This window comes from Caballeronia calidae (genome assembly GCF_900044055.2).
GTDB classification, from domain to species: domain Bacteria; phylum Pseudomonadota; class Gammaproteobacteria; order Burkholderiales; family Burkholderiaceae; genus Caballeronia; species Caballeronia calidae.
The window spans coordinates 62,900-80,392 of record NZ_FCOX02000037.1 but is presented as its reverse complement, the minus strand read 5'-3'; the positions used below and the strand labels follow the sequence as shown (position 1 = coordinate 80,392).

General features: G+C 56.2%; 14 protein-coding genes. 6 read left to right on the top strand and 8 right to left on the bottom strand.

What is annotated here, in order from left to right; genetic code table 11:
- Window positions 1-361 precede the first annotated feature (361 nt).
- The 3 genes from AWB78_RS27810 (at window position 362) to AWB78_RS27800 (ending at window position 3,358) form a co-directional block, all read left to right on the top strand.
- Complete coding sequence (locus AWB78_RS27810) at window positions 362-688, top strand: carboxymuconolactone decarboxylase family protein (RefSeq protein WP_062609292.1); 327 nt, start codon at window positions 362-364, stop codon at window positions 686-688.
- Between the two features lie 20 nt (window positions 689-708).
- Window positions 709-1,644 carry an NAD(P)-dependent oxidoreductase gene (locus tag AWB78_RS27805; protein ID WP_269768953.1) on the top strand — a complete coding sequence of 312 codons (936 nt, stop codon included), beginning with the start codon at window positions 709-711 and terminating at the stop codon, window positions 1,642-1,644.
- A gap of 211 nt (window positions 1,645-1,855) precedes the next feature.
- Window positions 1,856-3,358, top strand: a complete 1,503-nt coding sequence (locus AWB78_RS27800) for an aldehyde dehydrogenase family protein (RefSeq protein ID WP_062609331.1) — start codon at window positions 1,856-1,858, stop codon at window positions 3,356-3,358.
- A 113-nt stretch (window positions 3,359-3,471) separates the two neighbouring features.
- Here the strand turns inward: AWB78_RS27800 and AWB78_RS27795 are convergent, their stop codons facing one another.
- Window positions 3,472-4,380, bottom strand: a complete 909-nt coding sequence (locus AWB78_RS27795; RefSeq protein WP_062609288.1) for a LysR family transcriptional regulator — start codon at window positions 4,378-4,380, stop codon at window positions 3,472-3,474.
- Window positions 4,381-4,651: 271 nt separating this feature from the next.
- On the opposite strand from AWB78_RS27795, the gene AWB78_RS27790 reads away from it, so the two are divergent.
- The gene (locus AWB78_RS27790) at window positions 4,652-6,067 is read left to right on the top strand and encodes an MFS transporter (RefSeq protein WP_062609286.1); all 1,416 of its coding nucleotides are present in this window, start codon (window positions 4,652-4,654) and stop codon (window positions 6,065-6,067) included.
- A gap of 140 nt (window positions 6,068-6,207) precedes the next feature.
- Here AWB78_RS27790 and AWB78_RS27785 read toward each other — a convergent pair whose 3' ends face one another.
- The 6 genes from AWB78_RS27785 to AWB78_RS48540 form a co-directional block, all read right to left on the bottom strand.
- Entirely contained in the window at window positions 6,208-8,235 is a 2,028-nt protein-coding gene (locus tag AWB78_RS27785; RefSeq protein ID WP_062609285.1) for an acyl CoA:acetate/3-ketoacid CoA transferase, read from the bottom strand.
- Window positions 8,236-9,070: 835 nt separating this feature from the next.
- Window positions 9,071-9,865, bottom strand: coding sequence for a 3-hydroxybutyrate dehydrogenase (locus AWB78_RS27780; protein ID WP_062609284.1), 795 nt, complete (start codon window positions 9,863-9,865; stop codon window positions 9,071-9,073).
- Window positions 9,866-10,302: 437 nt separating this feature from the next.
- The gene (gene mdtD / locus AWB78_RS27775; RefSeq protein WP_082883437.1) at window positions 10,303-11,763 is read right to left on the bottom strand and encodes a multidrug transporter subunit MdtD; all 1,461 of its coding nucleotides are present in this window, start codon (window positions 11,761-11,763) and stop codon (window positions 10,303-10,305) included.
- Between the two features lie 293 nt (window positions 11,764-12,056).
- The gene (locus tag AWB78_RS27770; protein WP_062609282.1) at window positions 12,057-12,818 is read right to left on the bottom strand and encodes an alpha/beta fold hydrolase; all 762 of its coding nucleotides are present in this window, start codon (window positions 12,816-12,818) and stop codon (window positions 12,057-12,059) included.
- Window positions 12,819-13,199: 381 nt separating this feature from the next.
- Window positions 13,200-13,772, bottom strand: coding sequence for an SDR family NAD(P)-dependent oxidoreductase (locus tag AWB78_RS27765; RefSeq protein ID WP_232477914.1), 573 nt, complete (start codon window positions 13,770-13,772; stop codon window positions 13,200-13,202).
- Window positions 13,757-14,005, bottom strand: coding sequence for an SDR family oxidoreductase (locus AWB78_RS48540; protein ID WP_232477913.1), 249 nt, complete (start codon window positions 14,003-14,005; stop codon window positions 13,757-13,759). Before AWB78_RS48540 ends, AWB78_RS27765 begins: the two co-directional genes overlap by 16 nt.
- 302 nt (window positions 14,006-14,307) lie before the next feature.
- On the opposite strand from AWB78_RS48540, the gene AWB78_RS27760 reads away from it, so the two are divergent.
- Together AWB78_RS27760 and AWB78_RS27755 are read left to right on the top strand one after the other, a co-directional pair.
- Window positions 14,308-15,129 carry an SDR family NAD(P)-dependent oxidoreductase gene (locus AWB78_RS27760; RefSeq protein WP_062609280.1) on the top strand — a complete coding sequence of 274 codons (822 nt, stop codon included), beginning with the start codon at window positions 14,308-14,310 and terminating at the stop codon, window positions 15,127-15,129.
- A gap of 116 nt (window positions 15,130-15,245) precedes the next feature.
- Entirely contained in the window at window positions 15,246-16,238 is a 993-nt protein-coding gene (locus AWB78_RS27755; protein ID WP_232477912.1) for an amidohydrolase family protein, read from the top strand.
- Here AWB78_RS27755 and AWB78_RS27750 read toward each other — a convergent pair.
- Window positions 16,231-17,130, bottom strand: a complete 900-nt coding sequence (locus AWB78_RS27750; protein WP_062609276.1) for a LysR family transcriptional regulator — start codon at window positions 17,128-17,130, stop codon at window positions 16,231-16,233. The genes AWB78_RS27755 and AWB78_RS27750 overlap by 8 nt on opposite strands.
- Window positions 17,131-17,493: the final 363 nt, after the last annotated feature.

Genomic DNA, 17,493 nt, shown 5'->3' with positions numbered 1-17,493 from the left:
TGGAAGGGGGGCGAAGCGCTCACCATCGGGCTCACCTCGCGATCCGCCGAATCAGAATTAGTCCACAAAGGGGTCCGGTACGCGCTTGTCGCTCGGGGCCATCGTTGATCCGCTAGTTGGACGCGCTGGAGCGGTTCAGATAGCGCAGATGCGGACGATCCGGTGAATCACTTTTCTGTGACGCTTATTTACCCGCCTGAAAGCAACGGCAAGGTTTGCGTGCCAAGCAAAGCTTCTTGGCGCGCGATTGCCTACCGACCTCAAAACCGGACCTTTAGACTCAGATGGCATTGACTCGAGTGAGCGGACCGCGCCGCGCTCGAGCTCTCTAACCATCCCAAACTTACGAAAGGAGACAGAGATGAGCGAACTCACGCCATCGCAGAAAGCCCGATTGGCCCTTCAGGAAATCGCGCCGAAGCTCGTAGAACTCGGCGATAGCGTCCTGTTCGGGGACATCTGGGAACGCCCGCAACTCTCAAAACGTGACCGGAGTCTCATCACTTGTACGGCCCTGGTAGCGTTCGGCTGGACGGACCAGATGAAAACTCATTTCCCACGCGCACTCCAAAATGGGGTCACGAAGGAGGAACTCATCGAGATGATCACTCACATGGCCTTCTATTCTGGCTGGCCGAGCGCGAACGTGGCGGCATTCCAAGCCAAAGAAATCTTCGCAAACCTGTGAGCTGAGTTCAACTTTGTGGATTGTCAATCCGCTGTGAGAAGAGTGCAAATGATATGAACATTGGATATATTGGTCTGGGCGAGATGGGCGGAGCGTTGGCTCGCCGGCTTCAGTTGCGCAAGCCTTTGCTGGTTTTCGACCTCAACGCAATTGCCCTGAAGAATCTAGCAGAAAGTGGTGCCTCGCCTTGTGCTTCCGCAAGTGAACTCGCTGCCGCGTGCGACACGATTTTTTTGTGCCTTCCGACTAGCGAGCACGTACGAACAGCGTTGTTCGGTGAAAATGGCATTGCGCAGTTCCTGAAACCGGGTGCGCTGGTCATCGACCAGACCAGTGGCGACCCCGTGATTACAAGGCAAATCGCTGAGAAGCTGTCGAAGCTCCAGGTGACCCTAGTGGATGCGCCGGTCAGCGGAGGTCCAGAGGGTGCGCAGGCCGGAACTATTGCGATTATGGTCGGAGCTGAAGAATCAGCATTCAATCGCGCTCGTCCGCTTCTTGAACTGATAAGTCCCAATGTGCTCCATGCGGGCGGCATCGGCGCGGGCCATGTCATCAAGCTGATCAACAATCTCATCTCCGGAGCTCAGCGACTGTTGAGCCTTGAAGCAATATCGCTAGCCGCGAAGAACGGAATCGATCCGGCGAAGGCTTGCGAGATTCTGGTCAACGGAAACGCGAGAAACGCTTTCCTCGAGAAGTATTTGCGCCAGCACGTGCTCACGGGCAAATTGAACTTCGGTTTCACGTTGAGCCTTATGCACAAGGACCTTCGACTGGCCTGCCAGTTGGGAAACGATTCCAGGGTACCAATGTTCTTCGGCAATCTCACGCGCGAAATGTATCAGATGTGCATCAGTGAGAAAGGACCCGAAGCGAACGTGCACGCCTGCACGCTTGTTATGGATCGCCTTGCGGGAACGAACTTGGTCCCTGCCGATAATGACTTGAAGTAGCGAGAATCTCCCGTCAGCAAGAGTTAGCGTGGGACGAGGTGCCAGTTTTCATCCATTGTGGGGTTCGCAGTTGAACTGCTCGGTGCCGTAGAGACCAGTTTTAGATTGAGGCTTCACCTGTGCGCTGGTTGAAATCGACATGAGTGAGGCAGTAGCGATAACACAGAAGGCGAAGAACGCGCCTGCCCAACCGTCCATTCAAGGGGGACACATGAACCTAGCGAACGCTGGCCAACGACAATCGATTAGCCTTGGCCATCACAAAGCGCTGGAGTGGATTAAGTCCGGACCAAAGCGTCTGCTCATCGATGGTAAGTGGGTAAATTCTCAATCTGGGAAGACGTTCACCACCTACAACCCCGCGACCGAAGAAGCGCTCACGACCGTGTCAGAGGCGGATGCGCCCGATGTTGACGCCGCAGTTGCGGCGGCGCGGCGAGCTTTTCTGGCGCCTTCGTGGGCCGCAATGACGCCGGACCAACGTACGGTTGCACTGCTGAAAATCGCGGAGGCGATCGAGGAAAACGGAGAAGAGCTTGCGGCGCTCGAGACCTTGGATAACGGCATGCCGCTGTGGTACAGCACCAACACGGTCAAGAAGTGCGCTGAAGTCGTACGGTACTACGCTGGATGGCCGACCAAGATTCTGGGGACGACGAATCCAAGTGACCCGTCGTCCTTCATCTACATGGTTCGCGAGCCGGTAGGCGTTTGTGGTCTCATCAACGCGTGGAACACCCCGCTCATGATGGCGTGCATGAAGGTTGCCAACGCGCTCGCGTGCGGAAACACGGCGGTTGTAAAGCCCGCCGAGTTGACTCCCTTGTCGACGCTGCGATTTGCTGAATTAGTTCTGGAAACGGGTCTTCCTCCCGGCGTGGTAAACGTTCTGCCAGGCCCCGGCGCAGCCGCGGGCGCCGCCCTTGCCGCGCACCCCGACGTCGATAAAGTCGCCTTCACTGGCTCTACCGCCGTCGGCAAACAGATTCTCGCGGCCTCGACTGGCAATTTGAAGAAGATCACCCTGGAGCTCGGCGGAAAATCCCCAAGCATCATCTTTCAGGACGCTGACCTGGACAACGCAGTCGCGGCCGCCGTCCGTAGCTTCTGCGGTAACTCCGGTCAGATCTGTTCGGCGGCTACTCGCCTGTTTGTGCATGAAAGCATCCACGATGAGGTAGCTCGCCGCATCAGCGACCTCGCATCAACCTACAAGGTCGGTTCACCGTTCGCCGCTGACACTAAGCTCGGTCCGCTCATTTCTCGTGAGCAGTTAAATCGAGTGATGTCTTATGTGGACGCAGGGACCACGGAAGGCGCTGAACTTTTGCTCGGTGGCTCACGGGTTGGTGATATCGGACACTTCATCCAGCCGACCGTTTTCGCTTCGGTCGCAAACTCAATGAAGATCGCCCAGGAAGAGATTTTTGGTCCAGTGCTTTCCATAATTCCATTCAACGACGACCAGGATGCAGTCACGAAGGCCAACGATACGCCATACGGTCTCGCAGCGGCGGTTTGGACACGAGATCTGACCCGAGCTCATGCCGTTTCGCGTGCCGTCAAGGCCGGTCGTGTATGGGTCAACACGTATGGTGAGGCACATCCGGTGATGGCTTCAGGCGGGTACAAGCAGTCTGGCCTCGGACGCGAATTCGGAGCTGAGTCTCTTGAGGCATACACGCAGACGAAGGCCGTCTTAGTCCGGCTATAACTGTAAGACGCACAGCAGGCTTTTGCATCGACCAGGGATGCGAAATTTGGCGGCTACTATGACGAACGGTAGACCGCCATTTTTTCCACCTCAATAAGCCATCCCCCAAGATCCTATGCTGCATTCACCGCCGTCGGGAGCTTCAACGCGGTAATAAGCAGCGCGAGCGCGGCCGAAGGCTGTCTCCGATTGGCGTAGTACAGATGGAATCCTGGATACGGAGCACACCATTCCGAAAGCACGCGCTCGAGTTGACCGCTCTCAAGGTCTGTATTCACGTAGTCTTCAGGAACATACGCCACGCCGTGTCCCCCCCTCGCTGCGTTCAGGGCTGCCGCCATGTTGTTGAACGTAAGCTGTCCCCCGACACGGAGCCTCGTCTTCTTGTTTCCTAGCGAAAACACCCACGGCACTACCCTCCCGGTCATCGGTCGCCGATAGTTGATACACAGATGATTGGAAAGGTCGTAAGGCGTAGAGGGCCGTTCCCGCTCCGAAAAATATTCCGGCGATGCGACCACTGCCATACGAAGCTCCGATCCGAGTGGTACTGCCACCATGTCTCTAGGAACCTCTCCTCCGAGCCTCACACCTAAATCAAACCTCTCGTCGACGATATCGACATCGCCCGCATTAAGATCAACCTCTACGTTGATGGAGGAGTGGCGCATCAGAAAGCTGCTTAGTTTCGGCCAGAGGACAGTCTTAAAGGCGTGCTCTGGCGTGCTAATCCGGATTGTGCCGCTCGGTTCGCTTCCGAGCCGTTCAATAAAGCTCAACTGCTCAGATATTTCCTCAAACGAAGTACGAAGAGTCTCAAGGAGAAGCTGGCCCGCTTCCGTCGGTGCAACACTCCGCGTTGTCCGATGCAAAAGTCGTACACCGAGTCGATCTTCCAGTCTTCGAACCGCGTAACTGATCGCCGACTGGGAGGTCCCGAGCCGCACAGACGCACGGGTGAAGCTGCGTTCTTCCGCAACCACGGCAAAGGCATTCAAGTCGACAAGAGCTTCCCGTTGCATGATTCGTTTGCAAGACAAAAATATGATGTTCGAACTACAAGTTTGGAGCCGTTCCTTGAAGACTACAAGCGATTTATGAAATGCAGGTATAGCTTCACGTCCACATGCAACGTTACTCCAGACTGCAAAACACCGTAAGCTTCGAAAATGGCTGCGACCGCAGGGTCGACGTAGCATGGCACATCGTCGGCTGCCCCTGCTGAGCTCCCCGCATTTCAGCAGACCTCTTTCACCTCTACCGGAACCTTCGAAGGTGACGACCTCAGTCAGTATGAGCATTGAACAACGCAAACATCAGGCTACCTCGTTATTGGTCGTTATCGGCAGCTACCTGATGATCGTATTGGACACCTCCATCGTCATCGCCGGACTCCCGCATATCCGTGCTGATCTGGATCTCACACCGGCGCAGCTCTCATCCGTTCAAAGCATCTACACCCTTTTCTTCGGCGCGTTCCTACTTTTCGGCGCGCGCTGCGGAGACCTTGCTGGCGCTCGGCGCATAATGCAACTCGGACTGTCTGTATTCGTAGTCGCCTCTACAGCCATCGGGATGGCGCATGATTGCCTTTGGCTGGTAGCGGCGCGAGCGGTCCAAGGGATTGGCGCCGCGCTCATCGCGCCCTCTGCCCTTACCCTTCTCTCCCAGAACTTTGAAGAAGGTGAGGCAAGGAACAGTGCCCTTGCATGGTATGGATCTACAGCAGGAATAGGGGCGAGCGTCGGCCTTGTGCTAGGAGGCGTTTTCGCGGAAACGCTTTCGTGGCGCGCAGGATTCTTCCTGAATATTCCCGTGGGTGTCGCCCTTTTTTGCATTACGCGCTCCTCACTAAATGAGAGTCCGCGATTCCAAACCCGCCTTGACGTTTTAGGCGCCCTTTTATCTACATTTGGATTCGGGTCCATCATTCTCGCCGTTATGCGAACGGAAGACGAAGGCTGGTCGAGCAACAGCGTCCTAGTTCCTGCCGCGATGGGCGTTGTAACTATCTTGTCTTTTCTATGGCATGAACATCGCACCACTCAACCCTTGATGCCCTTGCGAGTGTTCGCCGATCGTCGCAGGTTCGGTGCCTACGTGATCCGCTTCCTGTTTCTCGGCCCGATGGTCTCTTTCTTCTTTTTTGTGTCCCAGTTCATGCAAGATGGATTGGGATTCACCGCAATCGGGGCGGGGCTTGGCTTTCTCCCAATGACAGTCGTGGCGTTTATCGCTCCCTTCGCAGTGCCAGCGCTGTCGAAGCGAATCGGCGAAGATGCGGTCTTGCTCCTGGGATTGCTCGTCACGTGCAGCGGCATCTTGTGGATGAGCTTTCTCGACGCCTCCGCGACATTCTGGTTGTCCATTGGTTTACCCATGACGCTCATCGGAACCGGCCAAGGACTGAGCCTAGCTCCGATGACGTCCGCTGGCATATCAGGCGTCCCGAAGAGTGAAACAGGCGTGGCTTCCGGCGTTCTCAACGTCGCGCACCAACTCGGCGCGTCGCTTGGCCTCGGATTGCTTACGTCTGTCGCGGTGTGGGCGCAACGTGGAGCTCCGGACCATCAAGCCGCCCTTGTCCAAGGTACCCGGGCCGTTTTCCTCGTCGGAGGCGCTATGCTGATCGCGGCGATGGGTGCAGTCGCCATATTCTTGTCGCCGACGCGCGGCAGCGTTTGCCTTCACCCGCGACGGCGCCCGTAAGTCCACTACGCGCCGGGGCAAAAACAGCTACGGACATCGGCCTTACGAGTGCCGCGGAATCCTTGCCCTCTCGTCCCGCCGACGACTTCGTAAGCAACGAACACCAGCGCTCTTTGCCGGTGCTCACGCGGCTCGTTGAATCAGTACCATGCGCGCCTTAACTCATGCTCGCGCGCCTCCTCCGGACTCTCATAGATATAAGGTGCGACGCCCCGGCGTTTAAGCGCATCACCGAGCTTCATGCGCAAAAAGCTGCTTGTCGTATAACGGGTGACGCCGTGGTAGTGGTCTCTGACAAGCTGGGTGACCATTTCAGAGTAAGCATCCAGCATCTCAGGACGAATCGAGAAATTATCGTAATTTACGATGGCATGAGGCTTGACGGTCACGCCAGCCAATTGCTTCTTGACCTCGTGGCGGATCGCCTCGACATCGCTTCTCTGAGTGACTTCGAGTCCTTCGAAGTTGATGAAGAAGAGGTTCTTCTCGAGATCATAGCTGAAGCGCTCGCTCAGTTTGAGCCCGAGCATAAGGCTACGCAGATTCATTGGTGAATCTCGAAAAATGCGTTCGTCCATCAGGCGCGGCGGCGCCTTTATCACCGGACGGAAGTCCATTTGCGCGAGGATATCGCGCTCAACGTCGATACCGGGAGCGACCTCCGTCAACGTCAGCCCTTCTTCAGTAAGTTCAAATACGCAGCGCTCAGTGATGTAAAGCACGGCTTGCCCGCGCTCTACAGCATATCGGCCGCTGAAAGTACGATGTTCAACTGCATTGACAAATTTTCGGCAATCTCCTTCACGACGAATCGCGACCTTTCCCTGGTCGATTTCTACTTCCAAGCCGCCAGCGCTGAATGTGCCGACAAACACTACTTTCTTCGCAGCTTGGCTTATGTTGATGAAACCACCAGCACCCGCGAGCCTCGGACCGAACTTGCTGACATTGAGGTTGCCTTCCGTGTCCGCTTGAGCAAGGCCCAGAAATGCGATGTCAAGACCGCCACCGTCGTAGAAATCGAATTGATAAGGTTGGTCCACGATGGCTTGCGTATTTGTTGCGGCGCCAAAGTTGAGGCCACCCGCGGGAATTCCTCCAATCACGCCGGGCTCCGTCGTCATCGTGAAGAGGTCGATGACCTGTTCTTCGTTCGCAACGTTCGCAATACCTTCCGGCATACCGATGCCTAGATTCACGACGCCATTGGCCATCAATTCGAATGAAGCGCGACGCGCAATGATCTTGCGTTCGGTCAGCGACATCGGCGCAATAGAGCTAGCCGTCACCCGCAATTCACTCGAAAACGCTGCGCTATAGGGGGTGCCGAAGGTCTGCCAATGGTTGGCCTCCTGCGCGACGACGACGCAATCAACCATAATCCCGGGTATCTTCACTTGACGTGAGTTGAGCGTGTTCGATTCTGCTAGCCGCTCGACTTGCACGATCACGATGCCGCCTGAGTTGCGGGCTGCCATCGCAATTGCCAACGCTTCCAACGTGAGCGCTTCCTTTTCCATCGTCACGTTTCCATCCATGTCGGCCGTCGTGCCGCGCACGATGGCAACATCAATTGGAAAAGTCTTGTAGTAGAGGTAATCTCTCCCGTCGATCGGCATGAAACGCACAAGTTCCTCCGTCGTGCGAGTGTTGAGCTTGCCGCCGCCGTTTCGAGGATCAACAAACGTGCCCAGGCCTACCGTTGAAAGTTGTCCGGGCCGATGTGCGGCGATATCGCGAAACAACTGAGATATCACGCCTTGTGGAAGGTTGTACGCTTCGATGCGATTTTCAATCGCGAGCTTTTGCAGAGCCGGTACAAGTCCCCAATGACCGCCAACCACTCGTTTGATGAGACCCTCATGCGCGAGATGATTCAATCCCTTGTTCCGACCATCACCCTGACCCGCTGCATAAACAAGTGTTAGATCAGCAATTGACTCGTCGCCCTCTTCCATTACCTGTTCGCGGCCCTCCTGAAAACGCTTCTCCAGTGCGATGGCGACTTCTTCCGCGAAGCCGACTCCGACGAAACCGCTCGTTGCAATCGTATCGCCCGAGCGAATAAGACGGACGGCCTCCGATGCTGATACGACTTTGCCTCGCTCGACAACGCGCACGGTCGAAACGAAAGAATGCTGGCGGGCCGAGGCCGAGTGTATCGTCATGTCTGCTGCGCGTTCCGATGAACGCGCTCCTTGCGATTAGTTAGGAAATTTCCGCGTTTTCGAAGCGCTACCGCTCAAACCTCGGTGCGCACTCAGTTCAATGACTCCATTGTCTGCGTTTGCAGATACATCGCATCTTCGTCTACGTTTTAGATCATGAACGCGGGGGGTCGTTAACACCATAAGGTCATCCCCGTCCTTGGCTACGGGTAGCGCCACTGTCGCGAGAAGAAGTCCAAGATTCTCGATCTAACCAATTTCTTGCCCAGGGACCGCGGTGGGCGACACCGCACACAGCCTCGCGTGCTATTGGTCGTCCAGCAGCGCACTAACACAAGTCCAATCTGGGCATTCTCCTGCCGCTAGATCCGCGAAAGCGACTTGCCTGGCGTCATGCTATTCGGTTCCGAGGCCACGCCACCGTGCTCGTGCCGTCGCTCTGCACGTGGATCGAGGCGATCGTCGCCGTGGTGTACTAGCGGCCGTCAGTGCGGGCTGGACAAAGCGCACCTCTACACATAGCCGCCTTTTTCGTGCGCGGCCGACGTCATCTCAAACCAAACGGCAGAGAAAGCGGCGGTGCGCAAGGAACGTCACTGTTCAAGGTCATCGTCGCGGCCGTCTCTCGTGGTTGCGCGTGAGAGCGCAAATGAGTTCGCACCATGGAAGCGGAGATCCTTTGAGCGTCATACTCTGCCACCTGGTGTTCTGTGTGAATTCATCGATTGTCGCTGCGGCGTCCGTGCCTCAGCATCACCCGCTAAGAACATCGATCAGCGTGCACGCAGGACCCGGTGAAGTACTCGCAGTGCTTACCGTGCGCGACGTCAACCAACTACTGCGCCGTCCAGGCGCCGTCAATCTTGAGTTCCGCTCCGCGCATCTCGCTGGCTGCATCGGAACAAAGGAACACCGTCGCGGCTCCGATCTGTCGCGTCGTGACAAACTCCGCCGACGGCTGCTTCTCAGCAAGAAGCTTTGCTCGGGCGGCTTCAACGCTGATAGAATCGCGTTCCGCGATAGCATCTATCTGTTTCTGCACGAGGGGTGTGTACACGAAGCCCGGACAGATCGCATTGACAGTTACGCCGGTGCGCGCATATTCAAGCGCCGCGACTTTCGTTAGGCCAAGGACGCCGTGCTTCGCTGCAACATACGCCGACTTGCCGACCGATCCCACCAGCCCATGCACTGATGCGATGTTGATTACACGTCCCCACCCTCTCTCGCGCATGCCGGGGAGGGCCGCGCGCATAGTGTGGAACGCGGAACTTAGGTTAATGGCGATTATGGCGTTCCAGCGGTCCGTAGGAAATTCGTCGATTGCCGCGACGTGCTGAACGCCCGCGTTGTTCACAAGAACGTCAAGTGCGCCGAACCTTTCTTTCGCAAACCGGATCATTGCTTCGATTTCTTCGGGCTTGGTCATGTCCGCGTTGTGGTGGGCGACCTCAGCGCCCGTCGCCAGGACCTGCGAGACCGCGCCGTCCACCTCACCGAACCCGTTTAGCACGAGGTTCGCGCCGGCCTCCGCCAGCGCCATAGCGATACCCAGCCCGATGCCGCTAGTCGATCCGGTGACAAGCGCCGTTCTGCCAGCGAGCGATTTCGAGGATGCGTTCTGAGTCATGGAATTCCTTCGTAGTGGCTTGCAACAATGAAGACGATGGCCGACCTGAATCTGTACGCGGCCTCAGCGCCGCCAAGACACAATCGGAAGCGCTCCGAGCGTTGATAAAAGGCGCCGGTGAAATCCAATCGCCCTGTGGTTTCTTCAGGTGGCCGGGTAGTCCCTCAATCAAAGATGGCATGGTTTCCGGATCACTTACTCCTGGATTACGGGCCAGTGGCGATAACATTGCCGAAAACCGACTACCTATAAAGCATGTTTCAATGATCAACTTCGCGGATAACTAAATACTGGTAACTTAGTACATATTCCATCAAATCAGTCACTATCGATTTGATAGTAACGAACCGGTGACGTCAGACTGCAAGACGGGACACGTAGGCTCAGGCAGAATTTGTCTACATCGAATACCGCTGCACCACCTGCAATCGGTCTAGTTATTTGGTACGTCCGTCTCGTACGTTGTGCAGGATTTTTCCGCGACCTCTTCCTCCGCCCGCGAAGATCCAGGCGGACACGGCGGTAAGCAGGCCTAGGCATACAAAAGTTGCATGAAATGCCGAAAGGATCTGCAACGAGTTGTGCCTTCCGATGAGCGACGTAAGTTGCGTCAGCAGCATGCCGGCGACAGTGACTCCCAAACTCATCGACAGCATCTGAGTTAGCGAAAAGAGACTGTTGCCGCTTGAGGCGCTGTCTTTGTCGAGATCCTTTAAGGTAAACGAATTCATTGCCGTGAACTGGACTGAGTTGGCCATTCCGAACAATGTGAAGATTAATATATGCACAAAGATGTGCTGAGCAGGAGAAAGCAGTGCGAGACTGGACATGGAAGCACCCACCAAGAGCGTGTTGCCCACCAGCACTCGGCGGTAACCAAACTGTGGGATCAGAATGATCGCGACTCTCCTCGAGAGCATTCCCGCCGCGGCCACCGGAAGCATCATCAACCCTGCTTCGGTCGGGGAGTATCCCAAACTGACTTGCTGCACCAGGGGAAGCAAATATGACATACCGCCGCAGCCGATTCGAGCAAATAGATTACCGGCTAGCCCCACCTTGAAGGTAGGTATCGAGAACAATTTCAGAGAGAACAACGGGCTAGGTGCCGCGCGTGCGTGGGCTGCGTAGGCGAGGATGCAGCATCCTGCGAATACCAAAAGAGCCAACACCGCCGCCGCTCGCAACCCGAGTTCGGAAAATCCGTCCAGACCGATCGTAATTGCTAGCATGCTCAGCGCCAATAATGCATACCCTTTCAAATCAAACGGAACAGACGATTTGACGGTTTTTCCGTCAGCCATCTGTGTAGCCGTCATCACGCATCCAATAATGCCGACGGGTGCGTTGATTAAGAAAATCCAATGCCACGAGGCGAAATCGACGAGCCACCCTCCGAGCGTCGGTCCGAGCAGCGGACCAATCATCCCGGGGATGGAAACGAAACCCAGCGCGGGAAGCAAGCGCTCGCGAGAAAAGGAGTGGAGTAATGCCAGACGACCAACGGGAGAAAGCATACCCCCGCCCACTCCTTGAAGAACCCGAAAGAGCACCAGTTGCCAAAGCGATTGTGCATTAGCACAAAGCAGCGAACTTCCCGTGAAAACGATGATTGCCCAAAAGAAGACGCGACGAGTGCCCCATCTATCGGCCAAGAACCCGGATAATGGAATCGTAAGCGCCATCGTTAGCGAATAGGCCACTATAACCGACTGCATATGAAGCGGAGCCTCGCCAAGACCTCTCGCCATCGCGGGTAGAGCGGTGTTCACGATCGTCGTATCGAGCGCCTGCATGAAAAACGACGCGGCGACCAGCCACAACGTAACAGTCAGTCGTCGCTCGTCTTGCCCTTGACTTCTTTTCTGTACCTTCCGCGTTACTTGGGACTTGGACATGGCTTCAAAGTCTGTTTCGTAGACTCCACTCCGCATTAAAACCGGAAGGCCTTGCGTCTGCTCGCACCGTGTCCGCAGCTTTACTAACTCTGACTGAGTGCGACTGGATCATCGTTCAACAAAGGATCGTGCTACCGATCGCGCGGGCAAGGAGCATATGCAACACGCACCGAACTAGCTACGCCGGCAGCGCGACTTCGACTCGCCAACACTACTCTGCCGTCAAGCCTGCGTGAACGACGGCCTTGGGGACATAAACGACCCTTCCGGCGGTGAAAAGCCTCGCTGAATTTTCAAGGAGTGCTTTCCAACATGCGCGTGAGTTCGTCCGGCTCGGTCAACATCGCATCGTGTCCCGTCGCAATCTCGAGGTATCTCCAGCCGTCTTGAGCCTTCGCATACTCACGGGAGGGCGCGATATTCGCAAAATATGGTTTCGTGCACGCGATATACGTGACCGGTTTCCCGTTTCCGATCGGATGATCGAGCTTGAGCTTGTCGAAATATGTACGGTAAGGGTGCGGTGTGACCAGCTTCTTGACCCGTTCAATCATTTGCGGGTCTGTGATGCCGAAGCTTTCCGGTGGGCCTGGCGGAATACTGACACCGCCGGTCGCCTGAGCTCTTTGCTTGTAGATCTCGATCGCCTCTGCCGGCGCTGTGTCTGCTGGCGCTTGTCCCGATTGAAGCAATTGCGCGTCAAGGTATACCAGATGGCGCAACCTCTCTGGCATCCGGTCAGCCAGCGCCGACACTACCGAGCCGGCGAAGCTATGACCTACCAAGATCACATCGGAGAGTTCTTCATAACGCAACACCTGCGCCACGTCCTGAATAAAGGTCTCAAGCGATGGGTTTGCGTGGAGAAGGTGCGAACGCTCACCAAGACCGGTAAGCGTGGGCGTGTACACCGTATGACCATCCGTCCGGAGGCGGTTTGCTACGCTTTTCCAGCACCAGGCCCCGTGGTACCCGCCATGAATCAGAACGTAAGTCTGCGAGGATCGGGCGTCGGAGGCGCGGGTGGCAGCGGATTGGGTGACAGTTTCAGGCATGCTTTTCTCTCTAGGTCGACTAATCTATGCCCACCGCTGGCAACTCCTGCATGCGACTGCTTGTCGTGTCTCCACTCGACGAGAAGCACCAGCGGCGTTTTATCTATTCTGAAGCTTACCGAACCAACCTTTGGGTGACCATCTGTTGGGTCGGTAAGGATCATTGCTTTGCGCGCAAGGATTGGCGCCGGCAGGACCTGCGAGGCGTCGAGGCACGACGCCCTCAAGGAGAAAAGATATAGAGCGGATTCAACGGAGATGTGTCGTGGGCGGCTCAAGATATCGAAACTCATCTCGCGCGGGCTGTAGAGGCTGTCGGTGGTCACTCTGTCGAGCGCGATCGGCACTTGGTAGCGCCGATCACGTCTTGCTGCTCGTGACTTACCAACCGATCTTGGCGAGGGCCCCACCGTCTACCGGTAGGTTCACACCCGTTACAAACGCTGCCTCATCAGACGCGAGATACACGGCCGCATTGGCGACATCCCAAGCGCTTCCACCCTGTCTGCGCAGCGGCACCTTGCTGTTGCGCTCCTTGACGATGTCTTCTCGGCTGCGACCGCTCAGGCGCATCCGTGTGTCAACAGCCATTGAAGTTTCGATCAGTCCAGGAAGGATTGAGTTTGCTCGGATTCCGTACTCGGCGTTGCGCATAGCGAAATACTGAGTGAAAGCAGTCAGTCCTGCTTTACTGGTTCTATATGCAATAAGCGGCGTGAAGGTTTCGATGGCCGTTATTGACGAAACGCTAACGATGGCGCCGGAGCCTTGTTTGCGCATGATCGGTTCAACAAACTTTGCCGCCATCACGGCACCGCGGAGGTTGATCCGATTCACCCGGTCAAACGTGTCGTCCGTGATTTGGTCAAGCAGTTGCTCGCCTCCCATAACGCTCACGCCGACGTTGTAGACGAGAACATCAATCCGCCCCCAACGGCTCATTGCTGCGTCCACAGCCGCAGCAAGACGCGGTGTGTCCGTGACATCGGCCTCGAAGACATCAGCATCAACATTCGCCCCCCCTGCGCCACACTTTCTTGTGCTCCAGATACATTGCGGTCGACCGCGAGCACTGCTGCGCCCTCGCGCAAAAAGCTGATCGTCGTTGCCCGTCCAATGCCCATGGCTTCGCCCGGGCTCTGACCGGCGCCGATGATGATCGCTACTTTTCCCTTCAACCGCTCCATCGAAGACTCCTCCTTTCGTTGTCAATGCCAACGCGCCCAACGTTTTCGAGCGCGACGTCACAATGTCAATTATAGGCACCAGCGGGCGTGATAGATGGATTCACCATTGCGTGGAAAGCAATGATGCTTGCCACGCGCCGATCTAGTGAGACCACGCCGCCATTTCTATAATTTCGTCGTAAATCGAGATGCACATAGCTTGGATTTTTCTGCATGCGCAGCTGCAAGGAATGAATGCCTGGCTGGGCGAGCGTCGGCGCATCGCACGGTCGGCATTGCTCTATTACTAAGAGGATATCGACATGTTGGATCTCAGCGGGAAGGTGGCTTTCGTGACGGGCGCGGCCTCCGTAGGTGAGGGTTGGGGCAACGGAAAAGCGACAGCAGTGTTACTCGCGCGTCGCGGCGCGAAGGTCTTCGGCGTCGATATCAACAACGAAGCGCTGCTCGGCACATCTTCCGCGATGGAGACCGAAGGGCTCAGCGATCGCTGGAAGGGTCGAGTCTGCAATATGACCTCAAGCGAGGACGTGAAGGCTGCGGTAGACGAATGCATTTCGCAGTTTGGGAGGATTGACATCCTCGTTAACAACGTCGGCGGAAGCGCCCCGGGCGATCCCGTCTCCATGAGCGAGGAGACGTGGGATGGCCAGATGGAACTTAACCTCAAGACGACGTTCCTCGGTTGCAAGCACGTCTTGCCAGTAATGGAACAGCAGTTCAACGATTCGGGCAAGGGCGGAGCCATCGTCAACATTTCGAGTATCGGCTACATGAGTCACCAGGTGGGAGGCCGAGTGCATGTCGCTTATGCCGCGTCGAAGGCCGGCGTTGTGTCCTTCAGTCGCGCAACCGCAATCGCATATGTCAAAAAAGGCGTCCGTGTCAATGTCGTTGTTCCAGGGATGATGCACACCCCACTCGTTGAAAACCGACTCATAAAGCAACTCGGATTCGACGACGCTAAAGACCTGATCGCGCAGCGTCACGCGGCGATCCCCATGGGCCGCATGGGGGATGCGTGGGACATCGCGAATGCCGTCCTGTTTCTCGTTAGCGACGAGGCGAATTACATCACGGCGACACAACTGGTGGTCGATGGCGGTGTGACGGCTGCTCGATGATCCGGAAAGGCAAGTGGTCCAAACTTCCAAGAACATCTTAGATCTCTATGACAAGTCCTGACCCTTTACATTTCGCGATACGGCCTGAGTGGCTCGCTTCGCGACATGAGGAGCCAATGGCCGCGACTTTGCCAGTGATAGACGCGCATCATCACTTGTATGATCGCCCCGGCAAGCGATACCTGCTCGATGATATGCTCGAAGACATTCGATGCGGCCACAATGTTCGTGGGTCGGTTTTCGTGCAAGCGCGAGCGATGCTTCGCTCGGATGGTCCAGAGGAAATGAAGTCCATTGGCGAAACCGAGTTCGTCAATGGCATTGCCGCAATGTCGGCAAGCGGGATCTATGGGGACTCGCGCCTTTGCGCCGGCATCGTTGGTTATGCCGATTTGCGCCTGGGTCGAGCCATCCGGCCAGTGCTCGAAGCTCACATTCAAGCTGGTGGTGGGACCTCCGCAGCGGGCGGACGATTCTGTGGAATACGCCAACCAGCGACTTGGGACTCTGACCCCAGTCTCTTCAACTCAAGCTATCCCACCTCTGCAGATATGTTCGAATTGCCTGCCGTTCGCGAGGCGATTGGAGAGCTCGCCGAACTCGGATTGACCTTCGACGCCTGGGTGCTTTTCGCTCAGATACCGCACATCACCACCCTTGCGCGCAGTTTCCCGCAGTTGAGGATCGTGCTCGATCACTGCGGCGGCATTGCTCTGAGCGGTCAGTATCAAGGCCGTAGCGACGAGGTCTTCGCTCGATGGCGGGCAGCTATACGCGAACTGGCGGATTGCCCGAACGTGACGGTGAAGCTCAGCGGTCTTGGCATGCGTCTATCAGCTTTCGGCTTTGACTCACGTGAAGTCGCACCGTCGTCGGCGGAACTGGCGACCGCCTGGCAGCCTTGGGTCGAAACGTGCATTGAGACGTTCGGTTCATCCCGCTGCATGTATGGGAGCAACTTTCCCGTCGACAAGGGCAGCTACGGTTACGGAATAGGTCTCAATGCGCTTAAACTCCTGTGTGAGAGAGCGACGCCCTCTGAAAAAGAGGACGTCTTCTGGCGCACTGCGATGCGCTTTTACAACCTGCCTCAGCACTTGATCAGTTGACTTCCGCAAAGATCTCAACGAGGAAGTCGACGAACACCCTTACCTTCCGCGAAAGTCCTCGACTACTTGCATAAACCGCGAATAGGTCGGCATGATCTGTATGCGGCGCAACGGTATAGTCGTTAAGGACTTTCATCAACGTCCCGTCAGCAATATGGTGACGCACCATATAGTCCGGCACAACAATTAGTCCCATGTCCGCCAGCGCGCATCCTAGCAGCACGATGCCGTTGTCAGCGCGCACCGGACCCTTCACCTCGATTTCTTTGTATTCTTCGCCCTTCGTGAAGCGCCAACGATTATCGTACGTTGGCGCGACGAAGACGATGCACTGGTGATTTCGAAGCTCCTCTGGATCTCTTGGAACACCATGTTTTCGAAAGTAAGCTGTCGATCCGCATACGATACGACGTGTCGGACTGATCCGACGGGCGACAATCTCGGCGTCTGGAAGTACGCCCAACCATACTGCAACGTCAATATTATTAGCGATCAGATCGCGCCGTTCATCCGTTAGCGTCACATCTACGGTCAACTCAGGGTACTGCTCCACGAGTTTCGGTAATGCAGGAATGATGAAGCTTGCGCCAGCAGTAGGTCGAAGGGACACCCTAAGGACCCCCTTTACTTCCTCTTGCAGCGACTTGATCTCGGACTTTATCGAATCAAAGTCGCTGACAATGGTCGATGCACGCTCGTAGAGTCGACGCCCCGCTTCCGTTAAAGAGAGATTCCGGCTATTGCGATTTAGCAAACGGGCACCAAGCTCGTCCTCGAGCGACTTCACTTGGCGTGCGACAGAACTGACTGCGGATGCTTCCCTCGCAGCGGCCGAAAAGCTTCCCGCCTCAACCACCTTCAAGAATGTCCTGACCTGCGTGAACTCATCCATCTACGTCTCCGTGCCGCCAGTGCAAACGGCGGATCATTTTTCAGGCGTCGACGTGTCACCAACGACTTTCTGGCCCTAAAGCTCCGTCAGTTCCTTGCCATCCTTAGCCGATGGATTAAGAGAGAACTGCAGCAAACCGGCCGTCAAGCGCTCGGACTGAGACATCGCACCTTGTAACAAACGTTCCTGCGTCGGCGCTCGCGCGACGATAGTTAGCTAGTGTCCCCGTTACAGCAAACCAAGGGAGACGCGGTGCATCGCAGTGGCGTGGAAAGTAGTCTCCGCTACACTCCCACGATTTAAGAATTATACAGGGGACAAAACGCGCCAACGGCGAGATTGGGCCCTATATTCGTCAGTTCG